This window comes from Thermoanaerobacterium thermosaccharolyticum DSM 571, from assembly GCF_000145615.1.
Taxonomy (GTDB): domain Bacteria; phylum Bacillota; class Thermoanaerobacteria; order Thermoanaerobacterales; family Thermoanaerobacteraceae; genus Thermoanaerobacterium; species Thermoanaerobacterium thermosaccharolyticum.
Window position 1 is genome coordinate 350,946 of the sequence record NC_014410.1, and the last position, 19,892, is coordinate 370,837.

Annotated in this window: 18 protein-coding genes; 16 read left to right on the forward strand and 2 right to left on the reverse strand. The window is 35.9% G+C overall.

The window, feature by feature from the left end; translation table 11 throughout:
* Nucleotides 1-11 precede the first annotated feature (11 nt).
* The 5 genes from TTHE_RS01775 (at nucleotide 12) to ftsH (ending at nucleotide 5,386) form a co-directional block, all read left to right on the forward strand.
* Entirely contained in the window at nucleotides 12-695 is a 684-nt protein-coding gene (locus TTHE_RS01775) for a vWA domain-containing protein (RefSeq protein ID WP_223814592.1), read from the forward strand.
* Nucleotides 695-1,534, forward strand: a complete 840-nt coding sequence (locus tag TTHE_RS01780) for a protein kinase domain-containing protein (RefSeq protein WP_013296903.1) — start codon at nucleotides 695-697, stop codon at nucleotides 1,532-1,534. Before TTHE_RS01775 ends, TTHE_RS01780 begins: the two co-directional genes overlap by 1 nt.
* A gap of 9 nt (nucleotides 1,535-1,543) precedes the next feature.
* Nucleotides 1,544-2,923 carry a tRNA lysidine(34) synthetase TilS gene (gene tilS / locus TTHE_RS01785; protein ID WP_013296904.1) on the forward strand — a complete coding sequence of 460 codons (1,380 nt, stop codon included), beginning with the start codon at nucleotides 1,544-1,546 and terminating at the stop codon, nucleotides 2,921-2,923.
* Between the two features lie 12 nt (nucleotides 2,924-2,935).
* A complete protein-coding gene (hpt, locus tag TTHE_RS01790) occupies nucleotides 2,936-3,481 on the forward strand; it encodes a hypoxanthine phosphoribosyltransferase (RefSeq protein ID WP_013296905.1) in 546 nt (181 codons plus the stop codon).
* A 69-nt stretch (nucleotides 3,482-3,550) separates the two neighbouring features.
* Complete coding sequence (ftsH, locus tag TTHE_RS01795) at nucleotides 3,551-5,386, forward strand: ATP-dependent zinc metalloprotease FtsH (RefSeq protein ID WP_013296906.1); 1,836 nt, start codon at nucleotides 3,551-3,553, stop codon at nucleotides 5,384-5,386.
* Nucleotides 5,387-5,540: 154 nt separating this feature from the next.
* On the opposite strand, the gene TTHE_RS01800 is transcribed toward ftsH, so the two are convergent.
* Nucleotides 5,541-6,296 carry an AraC family transcriptional regulator gene (locus tag TTHE_RS01800; RefSeq protein ID WP_013296907.1) on the reverse strand — a complete coding sequence of 252 codons (756 nt, stop codon included), beginning with the start codon at nucleotides 6,294-6,296 and terminating at the stop codon, nucleotides 5,541-5,543.
* A 120-nt stretch (nucleotides 6,297-6,416) separates the two neighbouring features.
* On the opposite strand from TTHE_RS01800, the gene TTHE_RS01805 reads away from it, so the two are divergent.
* The 9 genes from TTHE_RS01805 (at nucleotide 6,417) to TTHE_RS01840 (ending at nucleotide 15,924) form a co-directional block, all read left to right on the forward strand.
* A complete protein-coding gene (locus TTHE_RS01805; protein ID WP_013296908.1) occupies nucleotides 6,417-8,333 on the forward strand; it encodes a right-handed parallel beta-helix repeat-containing protein in 1,917 nt (638 codons plus the stop codon).
* Between the two features lie 357 nt (nucleotides 8,334-8,690).
* Complete coding sequence (locus tag TTHE_RS01810) at nucleotides 8,691-10,076, forward strand: ATP-binding protein (protein ID WP_013296909.1); 1,386 nt, start codon at nucleotides 8,691-8,693, stop codon at nucleotides 10,074-10,076.
* Nucleotides 10,077-10,093: 17 nt separating this feature from the next.
* Complete coding sequence (locus tag TTHE_RS01815) at nucleotides 10,094-11,761, forward strand: formate--tetrahydrofolate ligase (protein WP_013296910.1); 1,668 nt, start codon at nucleotides 10,094-10,096, stop codon at nucleotides 11,759-11,761.
* A 1-nt stretch (nucleotide 11,762) separates the two neighbouring features.
* Nucleotides 11,763-12,128 carry a hypothetical protein gene (locus tag TTHE_RS01820; protein WP_013296911.1) on the forward strand — a complete coding sequence of 122 codons (366 nt, stop codon included), beginning with the start codon at nucleotides 11,763-11,765 and terminating at the stop codon, nucleotides 12,126-12,128.
* A gap of 187 nt (nucleotides 12,129-12,315) precedes the next feature.
* Complete coding sequence (locus TTHE_RS01825) at nucleotides 12,316-13,866, forward strand: acyl-CoA carboxylase subunit beta (RefSeq protein WP_013296912.1); 1,551 nt, start codon at nucleotides 12,316-12,318, stop codon at nucleotides 13,864-13,866.
* 35 nt (nucleotides 13,867-13,901) lie between these two features.
* On the forward strand, nucleotides 13,902-14,060 hold the full coding sequence (locus TTHE_RS14285; protein ID WP_013296913.1) for a hypothetical protein: 159 nt from the start codon (nucleotides 13,902-13,904) through the stop codon (nucleotides 14,058-14,060).
* 16 nt (nucleotides 14,061-14,076) lie between these two features.
* Nucleotides 14,077-14,463 (forward strand): biotin/lipoyl-containing protein, encoded by a 387-nt coding sequence (locus TTHE_RS01830; RefSeq protein WP_013296914.1) that lies wholly within the window; start codon nucleotides 14,077-14,079, stop codon nucleotides 14,461-14,463.
* 137 nt (nucleotides 14,464-14,600) lie between these two features.
* Nucleotides 14,601-15,098, forward strand: coding sequence for an ECF transporter S component (locus TTHE_RS01835; protein ID WP_013296915.1), 498 nt, complete (start codon nucleotides 14,601-14,603; stop codon nucleotides 15,096-15,098).
* A 52-nt stretch (nucleotides 15,099-15,150) separates the two neighbouring features.
* On the forward strand, nucleotides 15,151-15,924 hold the full coding sequence (locus TTHE_RS01840) for a type III pantothenate kinase (RefSeq protein WP_013296916.1): 774 nt from the start codon (nucleotides 15,151-15,153) through the stop codon (nucleotides 15,922-15,924).
* On the opposite strand, the gene TTHE_RS01845 is transcribed toward TTHE_RS01840, so the two are convergent.
* Nucleotides 15,925-17,058: a GerAB/ArcD/ProY family transporter gene (locus tag TTHE_RS01845; RefSeq protein WP_013296917.1), complete on the reverse strand. Its 1,134-nt coding sequence runs from the start codon at nucleotides 17,056-17,058 to the stop codon at nucleotides 15,925-15,927.
* 100 nt (nucleotides 17,059-17,158) lie between these two features.
* On the opposite strand from TTHE_RS01845, the gene TTHE_RS01850 reads away from it, so the two are divergent.
* The gene (locus tag TTHE_RS01850) at nucleotides 17,159-18,679 is read left to right on the forward strand and encodes a spore germination protein (RefSeq protein ID WP_013296918.1); all 1,521 of its coding nucleotides are present in this window, start codon (nucleotides 17,159-17,161) and stop codon (nucleotides 18,677-18,679) included.
* Nucleotides 18,680-18,716: 37 nt separating this feature from the next.
* Complete coding sequence (locus TTHE_RS01855; RefSeq protein ID WP_013296919.1) at nucleotides 18,717-19,886, forward strand: Ger(x)C family spore germination protein; 1,170 nt, start codon at nucleotides 18,717-18,719, stop codon at nucleotides 19,884-19,886.
* Nucleotides 19,887-19,892: the final 6 nt, after the last annotated feature.

Genomic DNA, 19,892 nt, shown 5'->3' on the forward strand with positions numbered 1-19,892 from the left:
TAGTGTTTGAGATGTCAATTAGGCAGATTATTGTGGTAACAGACGGAAAGTCCAATGTAGGCGGTAATCCGGCGGATGCTGCGTATTTAGCCAATAAAAAAGGAATTACTGTAAGTGCGATAGGCATCGTTGATGATGGAAATCTGTCTCATAAAGAAATAAAGGATATAGCAAATTGGGGCGGTGGTGTATATGACATAATATATTCTGATGAATTTATAAAGTCTTTGTCGGCAATTACGCAGAAATCAGCCGAAAAAACTATATACAAGACGTTAGATAGCGAATTGATGAGGCTTATTGGTAAAAACATAGAAGGGCTGCATCCCGTTTTAAGGTCTCAGATTATAGACTACATAGATAAACTTCTTGATATGTCTAATCTTAAATGTGCTATTTTGCTTGATCTAAGTGGCAGCATGAAGAACAAGCTTAAAAAAGCCGTAAATGGTATTACGGATCTTTTAAGTACATTCAAAGCTAGAAGGGGCAAAAGCGAATTGTGTTTAATAGGATTTCCGGGTGAAAATAACGTTTATGCCAAGATTCTTTGTCCTTTTACTGCAAGGATATCAGATATAGAATTTTGTCTTGATGACATTAAAGCAGGTGGCAACACACCGACGTATTATGCTATAGAAATAGCTGCATCGCTTTTTGAAAATGAAATAAATACTATGAGATATATTGTGTAATGTTAAAAAACGGTGATGTTTTAGTAGGCATATACAATGGCCGCAAATATATAGTCGATAGAAGGCTTGGATGTGGCGGTGTAGCTGATGTGTACCTTGTACATGACGAAAACAACTTTAAATACGCGTTGAAAACAAGCGATGACTTAATAAGCATAACAAGGGAATTTAAAGTGTTGTCATCATTGAAAAATTGTAAGTTTGCACCTTATATATTTGATTTAGATGATGCATTATTGTATAATAAAATATACCATTATATTATTGTTGAGTACATTGAAGGATGCAATCTAGATAGATTAGCCAAAAGAGGTATTGCCATAGACTATGCATCACTTATATTAACTGAGATTTTGAATATTCTTCTTGAGTTAAAGAGAGCAGGTATATATTATACGGATTTAAAGCCATCTAACATAATGGTTGATCAAAAAAAGGAGCGTATAGTGCTTATTGATTATGGCTCTACAACGGGTGCAAATGATATCGTAAAAGAATTCACTCCGGATTTTGATAGAGCCAGCTGGAGAGTTGGCTTAAGAAGAGCAGATTCAGGATATCTTTCATTTGAAGCTGGTATGCTTTTTATATACCTTGTTACAGGGCAATTGATGAGTCATGATTCACATTCAATAGCAGAAGTGCTTAAATATTCAAAAAAGAAGCTGGGGAGATTCTATATCGCCATTATGAAAGCACTGAATGGGACATATGATTTAAATAGATTGTACGTGAATTTTAAAAATAACTGTTTCAATGAGAGAGTGTCACTGTATTTAAATTATATGCTTTTTATATCAGTGATAATATTTGTGATACTTATGATATTGGCTGTGTAGGGGATACGTATGATAGAAAGCGCCGTAAAAACAATAAAAGAGTATAATATGATTGACAAGGGAGATAGCATTGTGGTAGGTGTATCGGGTGGTCCTGATTCAATCTGCCTTATAAATTTGTTGTCTGAGTTTAAAGAAAAGTACAATCTTAGGTTGTACGTGGTTCACGTGAACCACATGTTAAGAGGAATTGATGCTGACAACGATGCCTCATTTGTAGAGGGCGTCTGTAGAGGGATGGGTATCCCATTTTTTTTATTTAAAGAAGATGTAAAAAAATATGCTTTAGAAAAAGGCTTGTCAGAGGAAGCTGCTGGACGGGAAGTAAGGTATAAAGCATTTCATGAGATATTTGAAAAAGTCAATGCGGATAAGATTGCTGTTGCCCATAATAAAAACGATGTTGCAGAGACTATTCTCTTAAATATTTTGAGGGGTGCAGGTACAGCAGGGCTTATCGGGATAAAGCCTGTAAACGGCAATATAATAAGGCCACTTATTAGGACGACAAGAGATGAAATACTTGACTACTTGAAATCAAAAAATATTAAGTTTGTGGTAGATGCCACAAATAAAGAAGATGTGTATAGAAGAAACCGAATAAGGCTAAAATTGATACCATTTATTGAAGAAAATTTCGGCATAGACATAGTTGAAAATTTATATAGAACATCTCAGATAATTTTAGATGATGAAGATTACTTGAATGAAGAATGTGAGAAAATATTTAAAAAGATTTCAATCTTCAATGAGGAAAGTGTGATGTTAGACATCGATGAAATAAAAAAACTGCATGATTCGCTTAAAAAAAGGCTTATAAGGATGGCTTATAAGGCTATAAGAGGTGATACAAATGAGCTTACGTACAAACATGTAGAAGATGCTTTGAAGCTTATTGATAAACAGACGTCGTCAAAAATTGATTTACCCTTTGAAATTGAAGTGATAAAAAGCTATAATAATCTTATATTTAGAAAAAGAACATTTATAGTGCCTAATCAGATTGAAGTAAAGCTAAAAATACCCGGCATTACTGATGCAGGATGTTTAGGTACTTATAAGGCGGAAATAATAGATAGAGAAGCTGTAGAAGGGTTTAATTTGGGGAAATACCATAAATTATTTGATATGGACATGCTGGATGGCGATATAACATTAAGGTACAGGAGAAGTGGAGATTATATTGCACCATTAAACATGAAAGGCACAAAAACATTAAAAGAGTATTTTATTGATGAAAAAGTGCCGAAAGAAATGAGGGATAAAATACCTTTACTTGCTATTGATAATTGCATAGTATGGATAGTCGGATACAGAATGTCCGATAAATATAAAGTAAGGGATGGTACAAAAAAAGTACTGTCTATTCAATATATTAAAGATGGTTAAGGAGGAAAATTGATGGAAAATCTAGCAAAAGACATCGATGAGATATTGATAACGGAGGAAGAGTTGAAGCAGAAAATAAAAGAGCTTGGCAGTCAAATAACAAAGGACTACGAAGGTAAAAAACTGATGCTTGTAGGGGTTTTAAAAGGAGCTGTAATGTTTATGGCTGACCTTTCCAGATGCATAGACTTGCCGCTATCTCTTGACTTTATGGCTGTTTCAAGCTATGGAAGTTCTACTCATTCATCAGGAATTGTAAAGATAATTAAGGACCTTGATATAAGCATTGAAGGCAAAGACGTTCTTATAGTAGAAGATATAATAGACAGCGGTTTGACGTTATCTTATTTAAGGAAAACGCTGCTTGGAAGAAAACCAAAGAGCCTTAAGATATGTACGATACTTGATAAGCCTGAGAGAAGAGAAGCTGATGTGAAGGTTGATTACGTAGGATTTAAGATACCTGATAAATTTGTCGTGGGGTATGGATTGGACTTCGACGAGAAGTACAGAAATCTTCCTTTTATTGGCGTTTTGAAGCCGGAACTGTACAGTTAAGATTTGTTTTTTTATGTGCTATATGGTATTATAAATTAAGTGATACGGCTTTTGAAGGGAGGGCCATATTTGAATAAAACGATCAGAGGTATCGTTATTTGGATACTGATAATTATTGCTTTATATGCAATGGTACAATTATATACTGATAATGTAAAACAACCGACGATAATTGATGTTACAGAGCTTTACAGCCAAGTAATAAAAGGCAATGTTTCTGAGTTGACAATATCAGGTACAAGTGTGACAGGCACTTTAAAAGACGGTACTACATTTAGTAGCAATGTGCCTGAAGTGTCTTCGTTTATGCAATTGCTAACGCCATATATAAAAGAAGGCAAGATTTCTGTTAAAAGTGAACCTCCTCAAAGCGCACCATGGTGGTATTCGCTTTTGCCAACGCTGTTTATGGTTGCTGTTCTAGTAGTGCTTTGGTATGTTTTTATGCAGCAGGCGCAAGGCGGTGGTGGCAACAGAGTCATGTCATTTGGCAAAAGCCGTGCAAAGATGATAACGGATGAGAAGAAGAAAGTTACGTTTAATGATGTGGCTGGTGCTGACGAGGAAAAGGAAGAGCTTCAGGAGATAGTAGAATTTCTCAAGTTCCCAAAAAAGTTTTTGGACTTAGGTGCTCGCATACCGAAGGGTGTGCTTTTAGTAGGTCCTCCAGGGACAGGTAAGACTTTGCTTGCAAAAGCTGTCGCAGGTGAAGCAGGTGTTCCGTTCTTTAGTATAAGCGGTTCTGATTTTGTTGAAATGTTTGTAGGCGTAGGCGCATCAAGAGTAAGGGACCTTTTTGAACAAGCCAAGAAAAATTCGCCTTGTATAATATTTATAGATGAGATTGATGCAGTAGGACGCCATAGAGGCGCAGGCTTAGGTGGTGGCCACGATGAAAGGGAGCAGACTCTAAATCAGCTGCTTGTTGAAATGGATGGTTTTAGCGTTAATGAGGGTATCATAGTGATTGCAGCGACAAACAGGCCAGATATCCTTGACCCGGCGCTTTTAAGGCCTGGCAGGTTTGATAGGCATGTAACTGTCGGTGTTCCAGATATCAAAGGAAGAGAGGAGATCTTGAAAGTTCATTCTAGGAATAAACCTCTTGCACCTGACGTATCATTGAAGGTTTTAGCCAGGAGAACACCTGGTTTTACAGGTGCTGATATAGAAAATCTCATGAATGAAGCGGCACTATTAACTGCAAGGAAGGGCATGAAGCAGATAACAATGGTAGAGCTGGAAGAGGCTATTACAAGAGTCATAGCTGGTCCTGAAAAGAGAAGTAGAGTAATATCGGAGAGGGACAAAAAGCTTGTTTCATATCATGAAGCTGGTCATGCTGTCGTTGCAAAGCTACTTCCAAATACGCCGCCTGTTCATGAAGTGACGATTATTCCAAGAGGAAGAGCCGGTGGCTATACGATGCTGCTTCCTGAGGAAGACAAGTACTACATGTCAAAGTCAGAAATGATGGATGAGATTGTTCATCTTTTGGGAGGTCGTGTCGCTGAGAGTCTTGTTTTAAATGACATATCCACAGGAGCACAAAATGACATAGAGAGGGCAACGAATATTGCTAGAAAGATGGTTACAGAATACGGCATGAGCGAGAAATTAGGTCCTATGACTTTCGGCACCGACAACGATGAGATATTCATCGGAAGAGATTTGGGCAGGACACGCAATTACAGTGAAGAAGTTCAATACGACATTGACAAAGAGATGAAAAGAATCATCGATGAATGCTACAACAAAGCTGAAACCCTATTAAAAGAAAATATAGATAAGCTTCATAGGATTGCGCAGGCATTGATGGCAAAAGAAAAGCTCAATGCAGAGGAATTTGAAAAATATTTTAACGGTGAAAATTTGGATGGCAATCAACAAACTGATGAAGCATGATGAAATTAAAGGCATACAATTAATTTTGTATGTCTTTTTTAGTACATAAATGAACGATGATGATGGAAAAATGAGTCTTTAAACTTTTATCTAAATGGTGATTTATTTACTGCCATTGGATGTGTAAATTCATCAGCTAATATTATTTCCATGATTAATCTAATTTTTGGTACTCTTTAGGAGACATATTAGTAATTCTCCTAAAGTTTCTATGGAATGTTCTTAAATTGTTATATCCACAATTAGAAGCAATTTCGCCAATAGAAAGATTGCTGTTTTTTAGCATATAACATGCCTGCGAAATGCGATAGTTATTTAGATATTCAGTAAAAGTCATATCCATCTGCTGGACAAATAATTTTGATAAATATGGATAATCGTAATTTAGATGTTCTGCAACGTTCTTTAATGTACAAACATTTGAATAATTTTGCTCAATATAAAGCAGCATTTTGTAGAGTACTTTTGTTTGTGCTGATTGTTTAACTGGGATGAATGACTTCTGCTTTACCAATTTATCGCATATCGAATATAGAAAGCTTTTTTTGCTGTAGATGGAATTAAGCTCATTAAAATCTATATATCTATCTAAATGTAATATATTATCGTCAGGGATCATGCCTTTGTAATTCATGTAAAAATCTCCGATAAGCTCAGGAGAAAAAAGAGTAATTGTAATATCAGAAAAATCAATTGTCTTAAATTCATGCATCTGATTTGAAAAGATAAAAGCTAAATCATTTTGCTCCAATATGTATTCTTTTTTGCCAATTGACACAGATAATCGTCCATTGTTGATATATATTAATTCATAAGCCCTGTGAAAATGAAATGGGAATTGATAATTCTTCAGCGAAAAGAAGCGGAACAGATCTTTTTCATTTACACCGTGTTTTTGAAAAAAGACCATGACTTTTCCTCCTAAAAAAACACTAATATTGTCTTAAAGTATACTACTTTTTGCATAGAGATTACAATATATATTTTTTAAAATAAAATTAATCATTTATGGAGGAGGTTGTTAAAACAAATGGAATATCATGTAGCGAAAACCGGTTCAGATCAGGGCAAAGGGACACTGAAAGATCCGTTTTTGACTATAAATAAGGCTGCTTCTGTTGCAATGGCTGGAGACACAATTATAGTCCATGAAGGAGTGTACCGTGAATGGGTAAAACCTAAGTATAAAGGATTAAGCGACAAAAGAAGGATTACATACAAAGCGGCAGAAGGTGAAAAAGTAGTTATAAAGGGTTCTGAACGGATTCAAAGCTGGCATCATGTAGAAGGTAACGTCTGGAAATGCCAGTTGCCAAATTCCTTTTTTGGTGAGTTTAACCCGTATAAAGAAGAGGTGTTTGGAGATTGGTTGCTTACTGTGGAGGAAAAGAAGCATCTGGGGGATGTGTATCTAAATGGCATGTCATTTTATGAAGTTACAAGCTATGAGCAGTTGATTGACCCACAGGTTAGGACAGAAATTATTGATCATTGGACGCAAAAAATTGTACCTGTTCACAATGTAGAACAGACAAAATATGTTTGGTATGCCGAAGTAGATTCGGAAAAGACTACGATTTATGCGAATTTTCAAGGTGCCGATCCAAATGAAGAATTTGTCGAGATAAATGTCAGGAGATCGTGTTTCTATCCTGTCGAAACAGGTATAGACTATATTACCGTCAAAGGCTTTGAGATGGCACATGCGGCAACACCATGGGCACCTCCAACAGCCGACCAGCCAGGGCTTATAGGTCCAAATTGGAGTAAAGGATGGATAATCGAGGACAATATTATCCACGATGCTAAATGCAGCGCTATCAGTATCGGCAAAGAAGCCACAACAGGCCACAACTATCGTTCTATACGGAAGGATAAGCCCGGATATCAATATCAATTAGAAGCTGTTTTTAGTGCCGAGCGCAATGGTTGGTCTAAAGAAAAGATAGGTTCACATATTATCAGAAACAATACAATTTACGATTGCGGGCAAAATGCAATTGTTGGACATTTAGGATGTGTCTTTAGTGAGATCTATAATAATCATATTTACAACATTGCTTTAAAGCGAGAATTCTACGGGCATGAAATAGCTGGTATAAAGCTACATGCGGCTATAGACGTACAGATTTATCATAACCGTATTCATGATTGTTCATTAGGATTATGGCTAGATTGGGAAGCACAGGGGACAAGGGTTAGCAAAAACTTGTTTTACAATAATAACAGGGATATATTTGTTGAGGTAAGTCATGGGCCATACGTCGTGGATCATAATATACTGGCTTCAGAATATGCTATTGATAATATGTCGCAAGGTGGAGCATATATAAATAATTTAATTGCAGGCAAGATGAATCAACGAAAGGTGTTAAATCGTTCAACTCAATATCACCTTCCACACAGCACTAAAGTTGCAGGGTTTGCATTCGTCTATGGTGGAGACGACCGCTTCTACAACAATATCTTCATCGGAAAAGACGGAGTAGAAAATGTTGGCACTTCCCATTATCAAAACTATACCACGTCTTTAGAAGAGTATATTGAAAAAGTTAATGCAGTACCTGGAGACTTAGGAGAATTTGAGCGCGTCGAGCAACCTGTTTATATTAATAAAAATGCATACTTCAATGGAGCAGAACCATTTGAAAGAGAGAAGGACAAGCTGGTTGATAGGGAGTTTGATCCAAAGTTCAGCATTATTGAAAAAGGAGACGAGGTTTATCTTTCATGTCAATTGCCAGATGATTTCGGAGACATTGTAGGTGATATTCATTCAACAAAGACATTGGAAAGAGTGCGCATTGTTGACGCTGAGTTTGAGAGCCCTGACGGTAAAGAATTGATCTTAGACACCGACTATCTGAATTTAAAAAAATCGGAAAGCAGTCCTATAGGGCCGATTACACTTTTGAAAAAAGGCGATAATTATATTAAAGTTTGGTGATTTTTGATAATAAAGCCTTATGTCCTGTGATAAAGGGTATAAGGCTTTATTATTTTTACTATATTAAAGAGAAAGACATTAAATTTTATTAATTCGTAAAGGGAAAAACATTCTTGCTGAATATATAAGTATATTCACCTTTCTTCATAAAATATTCAACATCAAGAGTGAATCATTTTGTCTTAATAAGTTAATTTAAGATATAACTCACTTCTAAAAAATTTATAAATTTTTTAATAAATGTTGAGAAAATTTGTCAAAAGAAGAAGGATTTTTGACAATTGTGTCAAAATATATAATTGGTAAATGTTACATAAGTAGACAATTAAATTTTTACTAAAGAAAAGAGGAATTATCATGGATGAAGTGCTAAAATCATCAGAAGAGTCAAAATATAAATGGATTTTCGATTTGATTGACGAATCACATAAATTTATTATGCTTAAAAATTTTGAAGGGGAAATAATTTATATAAACAGCGTTCTTTTAAGATTGTTAGGCTTTAATCATGATGATATAGGTGAAAATTATGATTTCTTTTTTAAAAATTTCTTTCTTAATGATGCTAAAAAAATTGATGAAAATATTTATGACATAACTTTAAATTCTAGGTATGGATTTACATTGAGATTTAAAATGGTTGATAATTTTTTAGACTCGGATGATGGCAGTAGGATTTGCATAATTTCGACACTTAATTTTGTAAGAAGCGAGTTTAATTCTGTGCATGACATAAATGCTTATTTGGATTTGCTGTACAACAGATTTAAGATTATTGACATGGTTGACACAGGGATTATATTAATTGATAAGAGAAAGCATATAGAGTACCTAAATAAAGCTGCCTGTAATCTTATAAATGTAGACTATAAAAAAATTTTTCATAAAGACATAGTGAAATTATTGAAGTCATTAGATGAAAGTATAGAATTTGATGAAATAATGAGTAAAAAGATTGTGGTGTACAATATAAAGAGCAGTGGTCGATTTTTGTCGATAGAGGTAGCTGACACGTACGATGATAAGTTTTTTTGCTTGATTATAAAAGATGTGACAGAAAAATTGAGATTTGGAGAGATCATAGAAAAAAGCGAAAAGTTTAATTTAATGGGAGCACTTGCAGCATCCCTTATTCACGAAATAAAAAATTCTATTACATCTATAAGAGGTTTCTTACAGTTGATGCAGATTAAAGAGAAAGGTGATCCAGCATATTTCGATACGATAATAAACGAGTCGGATAGAATAATAGATTTAGCCATGAGCTATTTAGGTGTTGTGAGAAACAGTCAAAATGAAAATGAAACTGATTTAAATGAATTAATAGAAAAATACATGGTATTGATAGAAGCGGAGGCTAAGCAGAGGCAGATAGAAATAGTTAAAAAGCTGAATGAAGTGCCTATGGTAAAAATGGATAACAATCAACTGAAGCAAATTCTTTTGAATATTTTTCAAAATTCGTTTCAAGCAATAGGAATTGGCGGCAAAATATGTTTGACTACGAGATTTAATTCTTATAAAAATAAGGTTATAATAAAGATAGCAGATAACGGCTGCGGAATAGATAGAGAGAATTTGAAAAAAGTTATGATGCCCCTTTTTACAACTAAAAAAGATGGGACAGGACTGGGACTGCCTATTTGTAAAAATATTTTAAGCAAATACGGCGGTGATTTAAGGATATTGAGTAAAAAAGGTGTTGGAACAATAGTTAATATCTATTTAGAATTGAGAAGATAATAACTGGGGTGATTTTTTTGAAAACAGATATAGAAATAGCACAAGAGGCTAAGATGCTTCCTATAGTTGACGTGGGGGAAAAGATAGGCATCGAAAGTGACTATTTGGAGCTTTACGGAAATTACAAAGCGAAAGTTTCACCAAAGCTTTGGGACAAAGTGAAGGACAACGAAGATGGAAAACTTATTTTGGTTACTTCAATTAACCCTACACCGGCAGGCGAGGGCAAATCTACTGTTACTGTAGGATTAGGACAAGCCTTAAACCGCCTTAAAAAGAAAGCTGCTATAGCTTTAAGAGAACCGTCTTTAGGCCCATGTATGGGAATAAAAGGCGGCGCTGCTGGTGGTGGTTATTCGCAAGTTGTTCCGATGGAAGATATAAATCTCCATTTTACAGGTGATATGCATGCTATAGGATCAGCACATAATCTGTTATCTGCTATGATTGACAATCATATACATCAAGGCAATGAGCTTAACATCGATGTAAGGCGTATAACTTGGAAAAGAGCTATTGACATGAACGATAGAGCATTGCGGGAGATCGTCGTAGGGCTTGGAGGAAAGGCAAATGGTTTTCCAAGGCAGGATGGCTTTATCATCACTGTTGCATCTGAAATTATGGCTATACTTTGTCTGGCTACGGATTTTAAGGATTTAAAAGAAAGGATAGGCAAGATAATAATTGGGTACGACAAAGACGGAAATCCTGTTACAGCAAAGGATTTAAAGGCCGATGGAGCTATGACACTTCTTTTAAAAGATGCTATAAAGCCGAATTTGGTACAGACACTAGAAAATGTGCCTGCATTTATACATGGAGGTCCATTTGCTAACATTGCCCACGGATGCAATAGCATCATAGCTACAAAATATGGTTTGAAACTTGCAGACTATCTTGTGACGGAAGCTGGATTTGGTGCAGACTTAGGAGCAGAAAAGTTTTTTGATATTAAATGCAGATATGGAGGATTAAAACCCAGTGCTGCTGTCGTTGTAGCAACTATAAGGGCTCTTAAGATGCATGGGGGGCTTAAAAAAGATGAGCTTACAGCTGAAAATTTAGATGCTTTAAGAAAGGGCATAGGTAATTTGCTGAAGCAGATTGAAAATGTACATAAATATGGCATACCTGTTGTTGTGGCTATAAACAGATTCAAATACGATACAGAAAGCGAAATTGAATATGTTAAAAAGTCATGCAAGGATTTAGATGTAGATGTATCAGTTGCCGATGTATGGGAAAAAGGCGGCGAAGGCGGTATCGAATTGGCAAAGCAGGTCATAAACGCTTGTGAAAAAGAGTCAAAGTTTAAACCTCTTTATGAATTAAACATGCCGATAAAAGATAAAATAAAGACAATTGCAAAAGAAATATACGGTGCAGATGGTGTTGGGTATACTAAGGAAGCACTTAAGGACCTTAAAAATATAGAAGATCTCGGACTAGATAATCTTCCAGTATGTGTTGCTAAAACTCAGTATTCCCTATCAGATAATCCAAAGCTTTTGGGAAGACCAGAAGGCTTTGATATAACAGTTAAGGGATTAAATATATCTGCCGGAGCTGGATTTATTGTTGTTATGACGGGTGATATTATGACAATGCCCGGGCTTCCAAAATCACCCGCAGCAGAGAGGATGGATATCGACGAGGAGGGTAAAATAACCGGTTTATTTTAATATGAAAAGCGAAATCCTGAAAATTGATAATCTAAGTGAAGCTAAAAATGAGCTGAAGAAGCTGAATATTGAAGATGTATCTGTAGCAATAATGGCTTCAAAGGCGGTATTTTGCGTCATAAAGCTTAAAGATGTTCATCCGGCAGCAGCAAACATTATAAAACAGGAGATGCTTGCATTAGGCGGTGAAGCGGCTGTAGAGAGAGGATGCATAAATATGAGCATTGAAAAGTCTCAGGTAGTAATAATGGGCACTTTAAAACAATATTTAAAGCTTTTGTCAAAATTAAAGATGCAAAGCGGATATTTTGGACTGGATATAGTTATAAAAGAGATATCTGAGAAGATTGAACCTCTGCTAAATTAATATATAAATCTAAAAGCCTTTAAGATTTACTTGACATGCAAAAATTGAGCGGATTTAAGAGAAAATCTCTTTTATCCGCTTTTAAATATTTTTGCATACTTTTTACCTCAATTTACAAAATTGATATTTATTATTAGGTCATAATATGATATATTAGAAGTTAGTAACATACAAAGGAGGTAAATAGATGTCGATGGAGGACAGAGTTGAGGACCTTCTTAAGAGAAGGGAGTCAATTTGTGAAGGCGGTGGTGCAGATAAAGTAGAAAAGCAACATCAAAAGGGAAAGCTTACCGCAAGGGAAAGAATAGAAAAACTTTTGGATGAAGATAGTTTTGTGGAGATAGATGCATTTGTCGAACATAGATGTATTGACTTTGGAATGGAAAAGCAGAGAATACCAGGTGAAGGTGTTGTAACTGGGTACGGTACAATAGATGGAAGGCTTGTTTACGTGTATGCACAGGACTTTACCGTCCTTGGAGGGTCATTAGGCGAATATCATGCAAAGAAAATCACGAAAATCATGGATATGGCAGTAAAGATGGGAGCACCGCTTATAGGTTTAAATGATTCTGGCGGGGCTAGGATACAAGAAGGTGTCGATGCACTGTCGGGATATGGAAATATATTTTTTAGAAATACACTGGCATCTGGTGTTATTCCGCAGATATCAGTGATTATGGGCCCTAGTGCCGGTGGTGCTGTTTACTCGCCTGCTTTGACGGATTTTATATTTATGGTGGATAAAACCAGCCAGATGTTTATCACAGGGCCGCAGGTTATAAAAGCTGTAACAGGTGAAGATGTGTCTGCCGAGGAGCTTGGAGGTTCTATTACACACAGTACGAAAAGCGGTGTGGCTCATTTTAGAGCTGCAAATGACGAAGAATGTTTAGAAATGGTTAGAACACTTTTAAGTTATCTGCCGTCAAATAATCTGGAGGATCCTCCACAGCATATGATGAATGATGATATAAACAGACTGTCCGATAGACTTATGGAAATAATTCCTGACAACCCCAACAAGCCGTATGATATGAAAGAAATTATTTCAGAAATTGTGGACGATGGTATATATTTGGAGTCACAGTCTATGTACGCAGAAAATATAATAACAGCATTTGCAAGGCTCAACGGAAGGACAATCGGTATAATAGCAAATCAACCGAAAATTCTGGCAGGATGTCTTGACATAAATGCGTCTGATAAAGCGTCAAGGTTTATAAGATTTTGCGACGCTTTCAATATACCATTATTAAATATAGTGGATGTTCCGGGATTTTTGCCTGGCACAAACCAAGAGTACGGCGGTATTATAAGGCACGGTGCAAAGATGCTTTATGCATATTCTGAAGCTACAGTTCCTAAAGTAACGCTGATAGTCAGAAAGGCTTACGGCGGAGCATATCTTGCCATGTGCAGCAAGGACTTGGGCGCAGATATTGTGCTGGCGTGGCCTACTGCCGAAATTGCAGTCATGGGACCTGATGGGGCAGCCAACATAGTATTTAAAAATGAGATAAAATCATCTGATGATCCAGTTGCTGCAAGGAATGAAAAGATAAAAGAATACAGAGAAAACTTTGCAAATCCCTACAGAGCCGCATCAAGAGGATATGTAGATGATGTAATACTGCCTAGTGAAACCAGGCCTCGCCTCATTTCTGCGTTTGACATGCTTATGAGCAAAAGAGAGTCGAGACCCAGCAAAAAACATGGGAATTTTCCGGTTTAAATTTATTATATATTGTTGGAATGGGAAGTGAAAATATGGATGAGATAAATGAAGAGATAGTTGCTGCTATAGAGGCTGCAATTTTTGCGGCATTTGGCAATTCTGCTTCAAAATTCCGCATTAAAACAATAAAAAGAGTCAGTTCCGGTATGCCTGAATGGCGTAAAGCTGGCCTTTATAGTCAGATGAAGTAAGCAAGGAGGATACAAAATGAAAAAATTTATAGTTACCGTTAATGGCAAGAAATATGATGTAGAAGTAGAAGAGGTCAAAAGTGATATTTCATATGATAAGAAAAGTGTCGAAGAAAGCGCTGTAAAAAAGGAGAATATACCTTCTTATAATCACACACAAATTAAAAATACGCAGGAAGTGATTGATGGTGCTGCTACTGTAAACGCACCTATGCCTGGCACAATATTGGACATAAAAGTAAGCTTAGGTCAGACTGTAAAAAGAGGCGATGTTCTGATTATACTCGAAGCAATGAAGATGGAAAATGAGATTACATCACCTTATGATGGTGTCGTAGCATCGATAAATGTTTCAAAAGGTGCTTCTGTTAATACAGGTGATATTCTTCTGTCTCTTAAATGATTTATTAAATTATCAACTTGATATGTATGCGTTATTTTGATAGAATAATTTTGCCAGCATCTATTTGAGCTGGACTGTAATTTATTTAAAATATTTCGACCGGTATCCCTAATGGAACTGGATTGGAGGTGGAAAATGTGACATCAAAATTAACTGTAAGGCAAATTACTGTCGCTGGCATGCTATCGGCTATATCTATAGTAATGGCTACAACGCCGCTGGGATATATACCTTTAGGGATAGCCAATGCCACTACAATGCATATACCAACGATAATAGGTTCTATATTGGAAGGGCCTTACGTGGGGACTTTTATAGGACTTATTTTTGGTATATCAAGCTTTATAAGGCAAAATACTCCACTTTTTGCTGACCCAATAATTGCTATATTGCCAAGGCTTTTAATAGGCATTGTGGCGTATTACGTTTATAAAATTTCAAAAAGCGCAGGCATTGCAGCTATTGCAGGTACTCTTACAAATACAGTTGGTGTATTGGGGTTATCTGTCATTAAGAAGTATTTAACTATACAAGCTGCATTGTTGATTGTACTTAAAAACACGGTATTTGAAGTCATTGTAGCAGTGATTTTGACTACGGTCATAGTTAAATCTGTAAAAAGATATATTAAGTAAAAAAGCAGGCGTATTGCCTGCTTTAACAATAAATTGAAAGGAATGTATTTGAATGCTGCTTGTCTTTGATGTAGGAAATACGAACATTGTATTGGGTGTGTACGATGGAAAGAAGCTTTTATATTCATTTAGAATTGCCACAGACAAGACAAAGACGTCAGATGAGTATGGAATATTAATAAAACAGCTTATCGAGTACAGGAATATGCATTTAAGTGACATAAATGCAGCCATAATATCATCTGTTGTGCCTCCTATAATGCACACACTTGAAGCAATGACTATAAAATATTTCAATGTATATCCTATAATAGTAGGCCCCGGCATAAAGACAGGAATAAACATAAGATACGATAATCCGAGGGAAGTTGGTGCAGATAGAATTGTAAATGCCGTTGCAGCGTATGAATTGTATGGAGGCCCTGTCATAATTATCGACTTTGGCACAGCGACAACATTTTGTGCTGTCTCAAAGAACTGTGAGTATTTAGGTGGTGCCATTGCACCAGGATTGATCATATCGGCAGATGCACTGTTTCAAAGAACAGCAAAACTTCCTAAGATAGAGCTTATAAAACCTGAAAAAGTCATATGTAAAAATACTGTTGAAAGTATGCAGTCAGGCTTAATTTACGGCCATGCCGGTATGGTTGATTATATAGTAAACAAGATGAAAAGGGAATTTGCTGAGAATGCCTATGTCGTTGCAACGGGTGGACTTGCAAAGCTGATAGCACAAGAAGCAAAAGTTATAGATACTGTAAATGACATGCTTACGCTAGAAGGATTAAGGATAATATACGAACGCAACATTGAGAGAATGTGATTATTTTTGCTGGACATTTGTTTTTTTGTCCAGCTTTCTTATTTTTGCGACTGTGAATATAAATACAGGTAAAATGATTTCGAAAATAAATGTTTCATAAAAAAATGTATCCTTCAAGAAGTTGTATAACTCATCTATATTTGTAGATACAAATATAGACATAGGAACAATTATTGATGCAATTGGAAGTACAGCAAATCTAAAATCATCAAAATTTATTATATCAGAAAATCCTTTTACAATTATATACAAAAATATTGTTATTTTCATAAATATGCCTTCTATCCATACAGCCATTATCATTGAATCAAGCCTTGCAAAGTAATTGCTAAGTCTTATAGTACGAGTCATTTCCAGCGCAGTAAATTTAAAATCGGCTGTTGTTTTTGAACCAAAAATTCCTATTGCAAGGACTCCCAGTAGAAGTGCGAAAGATATAAAGAGGAGTGATATAATACCACTTTTTAAAACTTTTTTGCTATTAGATATGTGAGGGAAAATAGCTAATATTATTATGCTTTCAAGCATCCATGAAGTCAATGGAAAAGATCCTTTTATGGGCGGCAGAAACCCCTTTGCCAATACAGGAAGGAAGTTTTCCATTTTTATATATGGGATTGAGAAAAAAATAACGAATCCTAAAAGCCCCATGCCCAAAGGAAATACAACTTCATTCATTCTGGCAATTGCAATAAACCCCTTTGTAATGGCGTATGAAGCAACAACCATCAATACGAATGAAAATACTATAGGAGGTGTTTTAGGCATAAACGTGCTACGCATGATTTCGAGAAGTTCTCTAATCATTATTATAGCTAAATGAATAAAAAATAAAAGATACAAAAAAGCGATTATTTTCCCCAAAATTTTACCGAATATGTCTTCCACAAAAGAGAATACAGTTTTGTCTTTAAACATATTGGATATGCCGTAGTAAAGGCAAAATACAGGTATACTGAATCCTGTTGCAATTAGAACTGAGACCCATGAATCTTGTTCGGCTTTTGATGCAACAATAGATGGCAAAAAAATTGTAGCTGTAGATAGTACAACTGATATTATTATGTATATAAATTGCTTTGGTGATATTTTTTTTTCTGTTGTTACTTCAAAACTCAAAAAACTTCTGAACATATTCTACTCCTTATAAGATTTATATATAAAATATTATTTGTTCTAATCATTTATTATATTCTGCATGCGTTTTTGGAATAATAAATTTGGAGATGATTTTATGGACAGATCCTATTTAATTGAAAACTATAAAGACATGAATTTATACGATGATATAGACAAAAATTTAGATGTATTAAAAGCTCTTTTAAAGCAAAGCAGCGATATCATATTTAGAGAATTTAGGATAGGCGAAAAAAAGGTAAAAGCTTTTTTAATATGTGTAGATGGATTGGTGGATAAAGCTCTGATAAATAATAATATTATAGAGCCAATTACATTGGAAACAAGAAAGTTAGATGGAAATGCATTGACTAAAAAAAGTGTCTATGAATCGCTTTTAAATTATTTTATAACAACTGCTGATATAAAAGAAGAAGAGAAGATTGGAGATATCATAGATAGCCTTTTGGACGGTGATACTCCACTTATTGTAGATGGAGTGAGGAAATCCATTATAATAAGTACAAGAGGGTGGGAGCAGAGAAGCATTTCTGAATCGACGACAGAGGCTGTCGTCAGGGGACCTAAAGAAGCGTTTGTAGAGACCCTTAGGGTAAACACTTCTATGCTTAGGAGAAGAATAAAAAATCCAAATTTCATAATAGAAAGCTTAAAAGTTGGGAAGTATACAAAGACAAACGTCGCAATAGCATACATCAAAGACGTGGCAAAAGACGAAGTTGTAGAAGAGGTGAAAAATAGACTTAACAAAATAGATATTGATGGCATTGTTGACAGTGGATATCTGGAGGAAATGATAGAAGATAATCCATTTTCGCCATTTCCACAGATAGAGCATTCAGAGCGACCTGATAAAATCGCAGCGGAATTGCTGGAGGGAAGAGTAGCTATCATATCAGACGGCTCTCCTGAGGTCCTTGTAGTTCCAACAACTTTTGTCCAATTTTTTCAGTCAGCAGAGGACTACTACGAGAGGTACTATATATCGACACTGTTTAGGATTCTCAGACTTGCAGCTATGCTTATGTCTCTTACGCTGCCATCGATTTACGTAGCCGCTGTGACGTACCATCAGGAGATGATACCGTCTCCTCTTGCAATTTCTATTGCTGCCCAAAGAGAAGGAGTGCCATTTACGACGCTTATGGAGGCATTTTTAATGGAGTTTTTCTTTGAAATATTGAGAGAAGCAGGAATAAGGCTTCCGATGCAGGTAGGTCAGGCTGTAAGCATAGTAGGAGCGCTTGTCATTGGCCAAGCGGCAGTTCAGGCAGGACTAGTATCGGCTGCAACAGTAATCGTTGTTGCACTAACAGGTATAGCGTCATTTTCAATACCTGCATTTAATATAGCAATAACTTTTAGGCTTTTGAGATTCGCCATGCTGGTTGTGGGAGGTACACTTGGCTTTTTTGGCATTATTATGGCACTTATGATGATACTGGCACATCTAGCATCATTGGAATCCTTCGGTGTGCCTTATCTTTCACCGCTTGCACCTAGCAATACAAGGGAGCTTAATGACGTATTTATAAGGATACCATGGTGGGCAAAGATATTTAGACCACATAAAGTAGCAGGCAAAAATGTCAAGAGGCAAAATTATACAAGAAGTTAAAGATCACTAACCTCAAATTTTTGGGGAGGAATTGCTCATGAAAAAAGTTTTGGCATTGTTAATAATACTATCATTGCTTCTTACAGGATGCTGGGATAAGAGAGAGATAAACGAGCTGGCATTTGTACAGGGTATAGGCATGGATATAGATAAAGATAGAATGTGCGACATTACTGTCCAAGCTTTAAAACCTGCCAATTTAGCAACGAGTTCAGGAGGTGGAGGTGGAGGTGCTGCAGCAGGAAAACCGTATGAAGTATACAGCTCTAGAGGAGTTGATTTTGCAAAAGCATTTGCAAATTTCAACACAGAGCTTTCAAGGACGCTTTTTCTTCAGCATAATGAAATAATTTTTATAGGGGAAAACCTTGCAAGATCTGGCATATACAGTATGCTTGACTTTATCACAAGGAATCCCGAGTTTAGGAGGACGTCGTATTTGGTGGTTGTTACAGGTGGTACACTTGATGACCTTATGAAATTGTCAAAAAACGTTGAAAAGTACCCATATAGAGAAATTCTGGGTATGATTCAAAACCAGAAAAATACTTCGTCAGGTTATGTCTGTGACATAAACCATTTTGTTGAGACACTTGAGACGGAGAAAGTGCAGCCTATAGTTGGAAGACTAGAAATTGTAAAAAAAGATGGGAAACCCCAGCATGCCAGATTTGTAGGCGCCGCTGCATTTAAATACGACAAGATGGTTGGCTTTTTGACTGAAGAGCAGACGAAAGGCATCATGTGGATGGACAATCTCATTAAAAATACATCGCTTGTCATTGATAAAGGGCCTAAAGGTGAAAAAAGCCATATTTCATTTACAATCATAAAAGCAAAGTCTAGTATTACACCTCGTGTAAGTGGCGACAATGTCTCTTTTGATGTTAAGATTAATTTTGATTCAAATATGATTGAGCAGAATTCAATGTACAATCTTACGGAGCTTAAGATGATAAAAGGCCTTGAAAATTTACAGGAGCAGAAAGTCAAAAGCGAGGTTGAAGATGCACTAAATGCTATACAAAGGAAGTATAAAGTCGATTCGGTAGGTCTTGGACAGAAGCTTCAAGAGAAGTATCCTAAGGTATGGGAAAAATTAAAGGACAAATGGGACGAAATTTATCCAAATGTAAAAGTTAATGTAAGTGTAAAAGCTTCGCTAAAGAGGTCAGGACTTACGTCAAAATCGATTCAACCGAGGTAATGAGAG

Coding starts and splice junctions, on each gene's coding strand:
- TTHE_RS01775 (WP_223814592.1), top strand. CDS start 12: ATGTCAATTAGGCAGATTATTGTGGTAACAGACGGAAAGTCCAATGTA.
- TTHE_RS01780 (WP_013296903.1), top strand. CDS start 695: ATGTTAAAAAACGGTGATGTTTTAGTAGGCATATACAATGGCCGCAAA.
- tilS (WP_013296904.1), top strand. CDS start 1,544: ATGATAGAAAGCGCCGTAAAAACAATAAAAGAGTATAATATGATTGAC.
- hpt (WP_013296905.1), top strand. CDS start 2,936: ATGGAAAATCTAGCAAAAGACATCGATGAGATATTGATAACGGAGGAA.
- TTHE_RS01800 (WP_013296907.1), bottom strand. CDS start 6,296: ATGGTCTTTTTTCAAAAACACGGTGTAAATGAAAAAGATCTGTTCCGC.
- TTHE_RS01805 (WP_013296908.1), top strand. CDS start 6,417: ATGGAATATCATGTAGCGAAAACCGGTTCAGATCAGGGCAAAGGGACA.
- TTHE_RS01810 (WP_013296909.1), top strand. CDS start 8,691: ATGGATGAAGTGCTAAAATCATCAGAAGAGTCAAAATATAAATGGATT.
- TTHE_RS01820 (WP_013296911.1), top strand. CDS start 11,763: ATGAAAAGCGAAATCCTGAAAATTGATAATCTAAGTGAAGCTAAAAAT.
- TTHE_RS01825 (WP_013296912.1), top strand. CDS start 12,316: ATGTCGATGGAGGACAGAGTTGAGGACCTTCTTAAGAGAAGGGAGTCA.
- TTHE_RS14285 (WP_013296913.1), top strand. CDS start 13,902: ATGGATGAGATAAATGAAGAGATAGTTGCTGCTATAGAGGCTGCAATT.
- TTHE_RS01830 (WP_013296914.1), top strand. CDS start 14,077: ATGAAAAAATTTATAGTTACCGTTAATGGCAAGAAATATGATGTAGAA.
- TTHE_RS01840 (WP_013296916.1), top strand. CDS start 15,151: ATGCTGCTTGTCTTTGATGTAGGAAATACGAACATTGTATTGGGTGTG.
- TTHE_RS01845 (WP_013296917.1), bottom strand. CDS start 17,058: ATGTTCAGAAGTTTTTTGAGTTTTGAAGTAACAACAGAAAAAAAAATA.
- TTHE_RS01850 (WP_013296918.1), top strand. CDS start 17,159: ATGGACAGATCCTATTTAATTGAAAACTATAAAGACATGAATTTATAC.
- TTHE_RS01855 (WP_013296919.1), top strand. CDS start 18,717: ATGAAAAAAGTTTTGGCATTGTTAATAATACTATCATTGCTTCTTACA.